This is a genomic window from Trinickia camelliae (genome assembly GCF_053525655.1).
The window spans coordinates 24,379-35,400 of the sequence record NZ_JBCHAA010000032.1; the positions used below are offsets into that span (position 1 = coordinate 24,379).

Genomic DNA, 11,022 nt, shown 5'->3' on the forward strand with positions numbered 1-11,022 from the left:
TCAGACGACAAACAGGCCAAAAGCCTGCGTCAGTAGCGTCAACGTTGAGGGTGTGGGAAGCCTTCAATTGCTGTACGGCCGCAGACCGTATCTGCTCGGCAGGGTGGTGCGCCTTTTTAGGCAATCCGTCCGTGCTTCGGCACACGCCGGCCCAAAACCGGAGAGACGAAAGTCTCTCCGGTTCCTCCTAACTTCTGGAGTACGTCGTGTCGTTACCTAACGCTTACGCCTTTCAAACCGCGCAATCGACCGTGCTTTCGGCGGTCGTCCATGCGGTGCAATGGGCCAGCCCGTGGTATTGGATCGTGTTGGCAATCCCGCTGTTCGTGGTGTCGGTGCTGCATCCGGTGCCCTGGCGATTGCCGACCAACGATGCATCACTCCGCGATTGGCTGACGTTTATCGGCAGGCGGGCTTCTGTTATCACGCTGTACGTGTGGCTGTTGTTCGTGCCGCTCGTGGCGTTCTTGCTCTACGTCGCAATGTCCGGCCTGGGATTTGCGAGCGCCGCCGCGAACTTCGGCGGTGAGCTGCGCGCGCAGCTCGGGCAATATTGGCCGATCATCCTTGCGTCCATTCTCTACGGTGTTGTGCTGCGGTTCCTGTGGGATCGCTATGCTGCGCCTCGGCTCTCGGCCTACTGGCGCTCGGCGCGTGTCATGCAGGAAACCGACAAGCTCGTTGATGCGCGCGAGGAAGTCGCGACGCTCAAAGCCAAGGCTTTTCAGCCGGAAAAATACTTTGTCGATGGCAAGATTTTTTACGGCCTGGACGAGAACGACGAGCCGATTTACTTCGAGCTGAAAGAGTTTTTCACCACGCACCATGCGGTGCTCGGGCCGACCTCCTACGGCAAGGGCATCGTCCTGCAAAGCATCTTCAAACAGTGCATTCGCGGCGGCTTGGGCGTGGTCTATGTCGATCCGAAAGGCGACGACTGGTTGCCGTATCTGCTGCAAAACGAGGCGAAGGCCGCCGGCCGCCGCTTCGTGTATCTCGACCTGAATCCCGGCGGCAAGGGCGTGTGGCATCCGTTCCTTGGTGGCGACTTCCGGCAGCGCCGCACGCGCATCGTGCGCGCGTTCAATCTCGAATCGCACGGCACCGATGCGGACGTGTACAAGGCGAAAGAGCGCGCGCTGCTCGATGACGCGCTGGAAAACACGGACGGCACAATCAAATCACTGCTGGCCTACGTGAAGGATCACGGCCAATCCGGCGACCGCGATCTGTCCACGCTGCGCGATTCGTTGCGCGAGTGGTCGCGCGTCGAAACCTTCGCGCAGTCGGTGAAACGCAAGGGTCATTCCATCGAACAGTGTTTGATGAATAACGCCGTGGTGTACGTGCGCGGCGATCTGGCTGACCCGGTGGTGAAGGCCGCGACGAAGGCTTATATCTCCGAGCTGACGGCCGAAATCAAGCGCCTGAATCGCACGCGACCGGCCCATGTCACGGTCGGCATTGACGAACTCAAGTTCTTGGCGTGCGCGGAAATCAATGACGCGCTCGCCACGATCCGACAGTACCAATGCAATCTGTTGCTCGCTGCACAGTCGATTGCCAACCTCGAAGCGCCGGACGATAAGCGCCTCGATGGCAAGGCGCTGGCACGCGAATTTGAGGTCAATACGCCGATCAAATTCGTGTACCGCGCGGCCGACGAGCGCACGGCGGAATGGGCTGAAAAGCTCTCGGCCAATCAATGGCTGAACGTGGTGCAACGCGAGGCGACCAAGACGAACGCGAACGGCGGCGAAGAATGGGAAGGCCATCGCATGGTCGGCAAACAGGAAGCGCCGATCATTGCGCAAAGCACCCTGCTGCATCTGCCCGCGCGCATCGCCATTGCGTACATGCCCGGTCGTATCGCCTCGAAGCTCTACACCAGCCCGACGCAGATTAACCGCGACTTCGCATCGTGGGAGGCCGGCCCTGCCGGCGCTGAACAGCCCGCCGAAGCCACGCCGGCGCCCTGAATCGCGACTGCGCTAGAATAGAAGCGCATCTTTTGATGCCGGTAGAACCCCTGCACTGCGGGGGTTCCCCCGGTCCAGGCGTTCACCGATTCTTGCAGAAACGGAGTACGCCAATATGAGGATGCAGAAGTTCTATATGGCCCTTAAGTCGTTCCATGATCGGCTGCGGGTCGCACTCGATGGCAAGAAAGTCTGGAAAGAAGAGCTGCGCAAGATTGGGCTGATACTAATTGGCCTTGGGTTGACGGGGCCGTTACTCAACGGCAAAGCAGGAATGTGGCCTTTGTTGGTCCTGGGAATCGCTTTCGAAGCCCTCGGACTGATGGAGGACTCCGACAAGGAGGTCGATGATGTTTGAAGGCACCGGCACCTATCTGATTTTGTGCGGAATCTTGGTTGTAGGCTTGGGCGGCGCTTTCTGGTTTACGGAAGTGCTTCCGCGTCGCCACTCGGGTAAGCGGGAAAACCAGTCCCACTAGGGATACTGGCCGCGAAGTAAACAGGGACGCCTAGCGTCCCTGTTTTTTTTCGCGCGTCAGAAACTGAACGCGAGCTGCCCGCCGGGTTCTTCGTGGGCCAGCTCGGCGGGCGTGGCCGGTGCGAGCCACGCCCGGGGCGGCTTGGCCGCGAAGCGCTCGCGATACTCGGGCGCAAGCATGCGCCGCCCTTCGGCCAGGTACGCGGCGAACACGGCTATTGCGACCTGCTCGACCGTCTGGCCGCCCTTGAACGTCTCGAAGTGCGATTTGTAGCCGGTTTCGCTGATAAACGCCTTGTCGGCATCCACAACATGAAATGCGAGGCCAACGCGGAACCGGCCGAAGCCGTCTTGCACCTCGACCACGGCCCGCACGCCTGAGACTGAAATCAGGAACTCGCCCCATTGCCCCCACATCGGCACCACGCCAGGCGCGGCGCTGCAATGGCGCTCGACGACGCGGCCGGCCGCGTCGTCGTTGGCGACGTCACGCGCGCCAAAGAACGTCCCGCCGTTGAGCTTCCATACAGCGGCGTCGTAGCGATCAGCCGCGGCGTCGGCCGCTTTCTGGTTGCCATCGAGCACGGCCGCGTGCCCGTCGCAGACGGCAGCGAGCGCGGCGGCCAACAGGCCGTCTCGCGCGTCCGGCATCTTCGCGGCCAGCTCGGCCGCCTTCAGGTTGCGTGCGTCGGCCGCATTCCCGGCGGTCGCGCTCGAGCGTTTTTTCGGCATGGCTCAACCCTCCGTGCGAACACAACCCAGCTCGCGCGGCCCAGCGAGGCGAGCGGCGAACCGTGCGCGTGCGACCTTGCACGGCATATCGCGTTTCACGCACGCGATGGCGCCGTCGCCGTCGCGTGCGCGCGCATAGTACGTGTGGCGATAGGTCGGGCGCTTCTCCGGCCCCGCTGTTACGTCCACGGCCCATGATTTCCACTCCTTGCCCGACCAGAAGGCGAGCGCGTCGGCCTCGTCGGAAAAGATCAAATGCATCTGCATGGCTTCGTCCTGTCGGTTGCGGCCCGCCGTAGCGGGCCGGCTTTCCTTCGATCAAAACTCCGTGGTGAGGTACGTTCCTTCCAGCGTTCGCACGACTTTCATGATGTCGGTCGGGTCGTCGTGACAGCTCTGTTCTTCGAGCGCACCCCGCATCGTTTGGGCGTAACCCTCGATGCGCTCAAAAATGGTTGCCGGGTTAGAGACCACGGCAAACACGGCGGTAGGCGGCACGTCCTTGGCCTTCTTCATCTGCTTCGTATCCATCGCTTTCCTCGATCCGGTTAGGCGCGGCGATTACTCGCCAGTCAGCAGCTTGTCGAGCTGCGGGCGGAGCCATTTCGCGGTGTTGATGGCGTTGGCCGTGAGCTTGCGCACATAGGCCGACTGGCCAACTGGCGAACGCGTCGGGCTGAACACAAAGCCGTTGCGCTTCATCAGGTCGCGCACGTCTTTGGCGGGCTTGGCGTCGAACAGGAACACGGCGCGGTTATCTTCCGTGTCCTCGCGGTACGTGTAGCCGTGGCCTTCTTCCTCGCGGCCGGTGCGCTCTGCGATCTTCTTCAGTGCCTCGATGCGGTCGCGCACGCGGCGGATATTCGCGCCGCTGTTGGTGATTTCATACGAAGCGAAGCCAACACGGCCGGCGAAGTCAGGCCGGAAAAGCGCGTCGATCGCCGCCGCCGTGTACCCCATGCGCTCAAGCCCTGCGCGATCCTCGCGGCGAATCAGGGCGTTCGTGCGCTTCATCTTCTCGTGCCGTGCCTCCAGCTCGGCCAGCTTGGCCGTGAGCTTCGGAATGGCTTCCGGGTCGTCGCCGGATACGCCGCCCTTGCCGACTGCCTCCGCGCGCCGGTCGAGCGCGTTCGCCGTGTCGTGGAGTTCGAAGGCGCGGCCAAACGTGGCGCGTACACGCGCTCGATAGCGGCGGTCGCGGCCCTCGGAGTGGTGGCCCGTCAAGATGGGCTGACCGAACGGAATAACCGAAGCCATCGTTTTAGCGCGGGTGTACTGCATCGTTGCTGCCGAACGCGCGTGCGCTGCACGGGCGGCCAGGCGGGCGCGGCGGGCTTCCTGCTTCGCTTCGTACTTGTTCATCGTCTTGCTCCTGTCAGGTGCGGCGGGCGCGCTCGCCCGCCTTGGGTGGGCTGCTGCGCTTAACACCAAACGACATGGCGGTAATCAACGGTGCGGCGATACACGTTGCGGTCATTCCAGGGGGTGTACGTGTATTCCATGTACGCATTAGTAAGTACTACCAACCAATGATTTAACCGAAGTGCGGGCATTTCGACCTCCATCGAAAATGGGTTCGCTTTTACTGCTGACCGGCTCCCAAGATTCCCGTCCCCTTCGTGACGGGTTCAGCGAGGCTGTGAGTGGTGATTGCCTTGCCGCCGTTTTCCCTGAGTTCGCCGCCCCGCGACGGATTTAGCCGGCCGGCTACGGCTGTCAAGGGTGAAACCGGAGGCCGCAGCCCGCGCAGCGCAGCGAGCAGGAACGGGCGAGGATTTCAGCGCGCTTGGCGCGCGGCCCTTGATGGCCGTAGCGGGTTGGCTATGGTCGCGTGACTGGGCGGCGAATCAGGGGAAACGGCCACAGGCGCATACCGGAGCCGAGTGGAACGCCGCGCGGCGAGCGCGTATGTGCGGCCGTTCGGCCGCACCTGACCAGGTAGTTGCGTTAGGGATTGATGCCCGTAGGGGCGAGACTCGGAACGAGGCTCGACGCGTAGCGCGAAAGCCCGACCCGGCGAGCCGGGAAACGCCCGCATTCGAGCCGTCCCGGCCGGCGGCCGGCGCCATTGCGCGTGCCCGACTAGGCGTCCAAGGCACCGGGTTCCGAAGTCTCTGAACGACCAACTCTCGTCGTTCGGCGCGGCGCCGGGGGCAGTTTGTAAAGTACAACGGCCGTTCGTGCCGTCGTCTCTCGGTGCACCGCTGACGCCTGTTAAGCTGCCGTTGCCACCTAGCCAGCCCTCATGCTCCTTGCGGAAGGTGGCAGTAGCGAACTAAAATACGTCACTCCGCTGATTGACGAACAAAGGAGTGTCTATGTCTGCGCCAGGTACTTTTGGACAGCAGATCTCGCAAAAGCGAAAACAGCTGGTGATGAGCCAGAAGGAGCTCGCATCTAGGGTCAAGCGAGAGGATGGTGAGCCCATATCTCCTCAATACCTGAACGATATAGAGCACGATAGACGGAGTCCATCGTCGGATTTGATGGTCCGACAATTCGCGACGGTGCTTGACCTAAATCCAGACTATCTCTTCTACCTCGCTGGCAAGTTTCCGACCGATGTGACCGAACGGAACCTGCCTCCAGAAAAAGTGCAGCAGGCTCTCGTTGCCTTTCGTAAAGCACTCGACCAAAAGAAATGAAACAGGTGCCAGATCGTACTGGGCGTTTCGCCCGTCGCCCGCACTATGAGCCGCATGAACTTGATCGTGAGTGCGAGCAGATCATTTCCGGCTTCCTGAGGAGCAAGTACGGGAAGGTTGACTATCCTGTTTCGACCGACGATCTCACAACACTAATTGAGAAGCACGTCGACGACCTCGACCTTTATGCCGATCTCTCAGGGTTTGGGCCAAGCGTCGAAGGCGTGACGGTATTTAATCCGGGCGGTAAGCCATCGGTTCGTATCGCCGGGGAATTGGCTGGCGACTTGCGTCGGGAGAATCGGCTTCGCACCACTCTTACTCACGAGTTCGGCCACGTCCACTTTCACTCCTATTTGTGGGATCCCCAGGCAATGACCCTCGACTTTGGGGAAGAACCTGCGCCGCAGAACGCAGGGACCGACAGAATTCAGGTCTGCAAGCGCGAGACGATCGTGAACGCCGCGGTTTCGGACTGGATGGAGTGGCAAGCCGGGCATGTATGTGGCGCCTTGTTGATGCCCGTTACGCATGTGCGAAAATTCATTGCTTCCGAATTCCCTGACATCGGGCCATCACCATGTACTCCCTCGTCCGAGCTTGGCGCAAAGGCGATCCAGGCGGTAACTGACCGCTACCAGGTGTCGCAGGATGCCGCCCGAGTCCGGCTCCTGCGGCTCGGTTTGCTGGCCGAGCCGGGACGAACGGCATCGCTCTTCGGGTGATTCAACTGGGGGCTTGCGCCCCTTCTTTTTGGTGGTAATATACGCACATCCGCGTATCCGCATATCTGCGGTTTGCCGTGAAATGGAGGGCGAAGACCGAGGCGGAAAGGTGAAGCGGTTGCAAGCACGCGGTCAGTCAAGCGGACTTTCGGTAATGGCGACCTTCATGAACACAGAAACAGAGATTGCATTGCGTGAGATCGGGCGTCAGTTGGACTCGTTCTCCTTTCCGGTTGTAAAGAACGGCGGGATTGTCGTGCCCGGCAAACCCGCCGCTTCTCCTTGGATCACGGGCACGGAGTTGGAAAATGTCAAATCAGGAAAAACACGATCCGAGACCGGATCGAGAGCATGGGCATCAGCCCGACCACGGCCATTCGCATGGGCATGGGCATGGCCATGCGCCGGATCCGGGGCGCCCGGTCCGGCCGCACCGTTCGTCGGCTCAGAGCTTCGGGCGAAATTTACGAACGAGCTGACGGACGTCGAGACGGCCTACCCCGGGACGCAGCATTGGCACGACGACGACGGAATGTGGTTGCTCGTCAGAAGCTCGCTGCTACCGGGGTTTTCTATGCGGGCATGCTTTGCGATCGCAGTTTCGTTTCGTCGAGCCATGGTGCGTGGCTGGGGTTTTTGGGGCAGCGACGCGATCGGATATGAATGGATCGGACCGCGGCATACCAACTTTCCTGACGGATCAATATGCGCGTTCGAGCCAACAGACGGCACCTGGTACGTGGGTGAGCCTCTTGTTGACTTGCTCGACATTTACACGGTTTGGGCAATCCGGCACCTTCATCTCCGGATCTTTGGTCGCTGGCCAGGCCCTCAAGCCGTACGGTTCCCGTACGAACGCCTTCTCGAATTGCGTCTGGACGAATGCTGCGGATGCGAGGATTCCCGAGGTCCGTACGGCCGTTGTTGCGAACCACACGATCGACGACGGAATCAGATCGCGGAGGCGCTTCACTTTACGCACGCAATGTCTGGCGGCTTGCGTTCCCCATCAAAGCACGTAGTCAATTTTTTGCTGAGCCGAAATCAGCCGCCAAAGATCCGCGACATTTCGATGTAGCAAAACGCTTGTCATTTTCAGAAGGCGACTGCACGGATCGTCAGAACCCGCCTTCACTTAGGCGCTTCAGGATTCAGAAGAATCGTAGGGAAGCTCCCCTGAAAGCCTTGTCCCGCTTGCCTTGCCACGCGCTGTGTTGGGCGATGTGCCAAGTTTCACTGTGCGGCCTGCAAAATCGCTTCGCTTTTTAGTACGCGAGGTTCTCTTCCAGCGCACGTAAGCGTTCAACTCGGAGTAATAGTCAGGCTCTCACTTTCACTTCAGGTCACGGGCACATGATGGGAAGCAACATCTCGTCAATCTGCGGAAATCAGGCCGCAAACTATTCCGAGCAAACAGGGGCCAGCACTGCACCGCAAGCGCCTGCCCCCTCTCGTTCACAACCCAGGGGACAAAATTCGCTATTCGATAATATGCCGGTACGTGCCTCAAACACACAGGCACAGGCTCGAACATCCTTCACTCCAGTACTGTCCTCACAGGCGGATTCTGTAGCGGTTACAAAGGAGGGAATAGCTAGGGAGGTGGTGTCCGACCTCAAACAATTCGGAATTTCCTTGCAGGGAAAAACCGTGCTCGATGTCGGTTCCGGGTTGGGCTTCAATGCTAAGGCCATGCAACGCGAAGGGGCTTCTGTTTTCGGCGTAGAGCCTGATTCGGAGGCGCATGCCCAAGCTCTCCAGCGGTCAAACTTTGCGGATGGGCAATCTTTGAATGGGAAACTGCAGGATATCCCGAGCAATATGCGTGGCAAGTTTGATCTTGCGACAGTTTTTCTGTGGAACATTCCTCATGCCGAGCGAGATGGTGTTATGCAGGGACTTCGCGCTGCCCTGAAGCCGGGCGGGAAAGTGGTAATTGGGTTGCACGACGACGTTTACATCAACGACCCATATGGAGTCGCCGTGCAGCCCCTTGCTCAAAAATATTTTTCTCAGGTTAGGGCAACACCTATAAATGATTCCCACACAAATCGCCAATTCCTGATTTGCTCTTAGCGGGGTTTTGGGGAGCAGTCGGTTCGCTATTCCGTTGCTCGTTGCTCCCCGAATGTCATTTGCCAAAGACGACGGCATGCGGCACGGCATGTCAGGAGTCGATTGAATCGTCGTGCCGACGGCTGTTCAGAACGGATGGCTTTGGGCTCTTGAGGTAGTGGCGAAAGGAAGGCTCTGCTGGTCAGGAAAGAGCCTCGCCGCACGCCGCTGCAAAGGAGTGTCATCTCGTGTGTTACGGGGCGGCGTTGCCGCGCGAGCTTACTGAGCAGGAGTGGCCTTTTCCCGGACCCGCATGATGGTCTGGCGCGTCGTCCCATAGTCGCGCGCCAACTGCGAGACCGATTCGCCCGCCGTGAGGCGTTGTAGAGCCTCGGCCTGTTGTACATCAGTCAGTGCGGACCGGCGCCCCAGCGTCTTCCCTTCCGCGCGGGCGCGAGCGATGCCGGCATGCGTGCGCTCGATCAGCAGGTCACGTTCGAACTCGGCGACCGCGATCAACACGCCCATCGTCATTTTCCCCGCAGCACTCGTCAGATCGACACCGCCGAGCGCAAGGCAGTGAACGCGAACACCCTCGGCAGCGAGCCGATCAATCGTCGAACGCACATCCATCGCATTGCGGCCCAGCCGGTCGAGCTTCGTCACTATGAGCACGTCGCCGGGTTCGAGCCGGTCGAGCAGTCTGGCGAACTGTGGGCGTTCACTCGCGGCGACACTGCCGCTGATGCTCTCGGTCACGCTGCGCCGCCGGTTGACGGTAAAGCCGGCCGCTTCAATCTCGCGAATCTGGTTTTCGGCGTTCTGGTCAGTGGTGCTGACGCGGGCGTAGATGAAGCTGCGCGACATTACTACCTCTGCTGTAATGTACGAAATTAATGTACGAATTATACGGTATGTACGAAATATGCGTACGCTTATTTTCGTACATAGTGATATTGGGGTGTACCAAACCGAACGATTTCGTACACAACCGCTATGCATCCTCCGCCGTGCAGGGAACTCTTGAGCAATTCCGGCCCCGCGTGACGTTTCGTGCATAGGACTGCTGATACGGCCCGCTCAGAAGTCGGCTGCACACGGGGCGGGCAGCACCAATGAACTGGTGCAGTCGTCTTCTGAAAATGACAACGCTAATGCTGACGGCACGAGTCGGCTGGATCTGACGATTAAGGCAATTCGTAAAGAGCTTGCCCGCGAATGTGAGCAATCTGCTGCGAAGCTCGCAACGTTTCGTTGAACGTGGGAACTGGCTTTTTAGCCAACGCGGGGGGGAAAGGCTTCGGCCTTTCCCCTTTTTTATGCGGCGTGCTCGCGCTGCGCGAGCACGCGATACAACGTCGATCTGTCGATTCCGAACAGGTCGGCTATCTCCTGCCTGCTGGCCTTGCCTTCGTCCACGAGCTGGTAAATGTGCTTGAGCTGCGCGGGTTCGAGCTTCGGCTTGCGGCCGAATTTCGTACCGCGCGCCTTCGCCGCCGCTCGGCCGGTGCTGGTTCGCTCAACAATCAGGCTACGCTCAAACTCGGCCATGCCGCCGAACACGGTCAATACCATGCGGCCGGCCGGCGTCGTGGTGTCGGCCCACGGCTCGGCAATGCTTCGCAGGCCGGCGTCGGCGTCGCGAATGCGCTCAACGATTTCGAGCAAGTCGAGAATGCTGCGCGCGAGCCGGTCGAGCCGCGTCACGACAACCACATCGCGCGGCCGTAGGTGCACAAGTAGGTTGTCGAGCTGCGGGCGGGCGCGCTTCATGCCGGTGATTTTCTCGGCAAATATGCGCCCGCACCCGGCCGCGCGTAGCTGTGCCTCTTGGTTGCTCAAGTCTTGGTCGCGCGTCGAGACGCGCGCATATCCGATCAGGAATGCGCCTGTCTCGATATCACGCGTGGCGTTGTCGGCGGGGTCGCGCATCGTCAGCCCTTGTCTATCCAGCGCGGGCGTTTCTCGTCGGGCTTTGCGTCGATCGGTCTGCCGCCGTTGCTGCGATCCCACGCACAACGATGAACACCTGTGATGTGTTCGACAATCCGTTCGCCATCTTCCGGCCGGATGCGAATGCTCGCGCGAACGGTCGGCCGCTGGTTTTCGCCTACCGGGTCAAGGTCGAACGTGAAAGTCACGTCACGGTAGCCGGGAGCATCGCCGTAGGTTATGAGCTTGGCACTGAAATCCAGTTCGTTATCGGCCTGCTGCCGACTGGCGAGCTCGTCATGCCGCGCCAGTCGCGTGCGCTCGGCCGACGCGTAAGCGGCGGTCTGTGCATCGCGCTCAAACTCCTTCGCAACGGCCGGTACAAGGATTGCCCACTCCGGACCAATGCGGTCGATTGCCTCGGCAATCGTGTGGTTCATCGCAGCGAGCCAGTCAGGCCGGTTGAGAACGAGCGC

General features: G+C 60.4%; 11 protein-coding genes and 1 pseudogene. 5 read left to right on the plus strand and 7 right to left on the minus strand.

What is annotated here, in order from left to right; all coding sequences use genetic code 11:
- Positions 1 to 206: 206 nt before the first annotated feature.
- Both AAHK20_RS32540 and AAHK20_RS32545 read left to right on the plus strand, forming a co-directional pair.
- A complete protein-coding gene (locus tag AAHK20_RS32540) occupies positions 207 to 1,979 on the plus strand; it encodes a type IV secretory system conjugative DNA transfer family protein (protein ID WP_449185622.1) in 1,773 nt (590 codons plus the stop codon).
- Positions 1,980 to 2,100: 121 nt separating this feature from the next.
- Positions 2,101 to 2,337 carry a hypothetical protein gene (locus AAHK20_RS32545; protein ID WP_449185623.1) on the plus strand — a complete coding sequence of 79 codons (237 nt, stop codon included), beginning with the start codon at positions 2,101 to 2,103 and terminating at the stop codon, positions 2,335 to 2,337.
- Between the two features lie 177 nt (positions 2,338 to 2,514).
- On the opposite strand, the gene AAHK20_RS32550 is transcribed toward AAHK20_RS32545, so the two are convergent.
- From AAHK20_RS32550 to AAHK20_RS32565, 4 genes are read right to left on the minus strand one after another with little or no spacing between them, the layout of a single operon-like run.
- Positions 2,515 to 3,189, minus strand: coding sequence for a hypothetical protein (locus AAHK20_RS32550; RefSeq protein ID WP_449185624.1), 675 nt, complete (start codon positions 3,187 to 3,189; stop codon positions 2,515 to 2,517).
- 3 nt (positions 3,190 to 3,192) lie between these two features.
- Complete coding sequence (locus tag AAHK20_RS32555) at positions 3,193 to 3,456, minus strand: hypothetical protein (protein WP_449185625.1); 264 nt, start codon at positions 3,454 to 3,456, stop codon at positions 3,193 to 3,195.
- Between the two features lie 51 nt (positions 3,457 to 3,507).
- On the minus strand, positions 3,508 to 3,720 hold the full coding sequence (locus tag AAHK20_RS32560; RefSeq protein ID WP_449185626.1) for a hypothetical protein: 213 nt from the start codon (positions 3,718 to 3,720) through the stop codon (positions 3,508 to 3,510).
- Between the two features lie 30 nt (positions 3,721 to 3,750).
- The gene (locus AAHK20_RS32565; protein WP_449185627.1) at positions 3,751 to 4,551 is read right to left on the minus strand and encodes a DUF3560 domain-containing protein; all 801 of its coding nucleotides are present in this window, start codon (positions 4,549 to 4,551) and stop codon (positions 3,751 to 3,753) included.
- 956 nt (positions 4,552 to 5,507) lie between these two features.
- On the opposite strand from AAHK20_RS32565, the gene AAHK20_RS32570 reads away from it, so the two are divergent.
- The 3 genes from AAHK20_RS32570 (at position 5,508) to AAHK20_RS32580 (ending at position 8,635) form a co-directional block, all read left to right on the plus strand.
- Positions 5,508 to 5,834: a helix-turn-helix domain-containing protein gene (locus tag AAHK20_RS32570; protein ID WP_449185628.1), complete on the plus strand. Its 327-nt coding sequence runs from the start codon at positions 5,508 to 5,510 to the stop codon at positions 5,832 to 5,834.
- Positions 5,831 to 6,559, plus strand: a complete 729-nt coding sequence (locus AAHK20_RS32575) for an ImmA/IrrE family metallo-endopeptidase (RefSeq protein WP_449185629.1) — start codon at positions 5,831 to 5,833, stop codon at positions 6,557 to 6,559. The genes AAHK20_RS32570 and AAHK20_RS32575 overlap by 4 nt, the downstream gene beginning before the upstream one ends.
- 1,605 nt (positions 6,560 to 8,164) lie before the next feature.
- Positions 8,165 to 8,635, plus strand: a complete 471-nt coding sequence (locus AAHK20_RS32580) for a class I SAM-dependent methyltransferase (RefSeq protein WP_449185630.1) — start codon at positions 8,165 to 8,167, stop codon at positions 8,633 to 8,635.
- A 258-nt stretch (positions 8,636 to 8,893) separates the two neighbouring features.
- Here the strand turns inward: AAHK20_RS32580 and AAHK20_RS32585 are convergent, their stop codons facing one another.
- The 3 genes and pseudogenes from AAHK20_RS32585 to AAHK20_RS32595 form a co-directional block, all read right to left on the minus strand.
- Complete coding sequence (locus AAHK20_RS32585; protein WP_449185631.1) at positions 8,894 to 9,481, minus strand: recombinase family protein; 588 nt, start codon at positions 9,479 to 9,481, stop codon at positions 8,894 to 8,896.
- A gap of 450 nt (positions 9,482 to 9,931) precedes the next feature.
- On the minus strand, positions 9,932 to 10,546 hold the full coding sequence (locus AAHK20_RS32590; protein WP_449185632.1) for a recombinase family protein: 615 nt from the start codon (positions 10,544 to 10,546) through the stop codon (positions 9,932 to 9,934).
- A 2-nt stretch (positions 10,547 to 10,548) separates the two neighbouring features.
- Positions 10,549 to 11,022 (minus strand): annotated as a pseudogene (locus AAHK20_RS32595) (hypothetical protein); the annotation flags it as partial.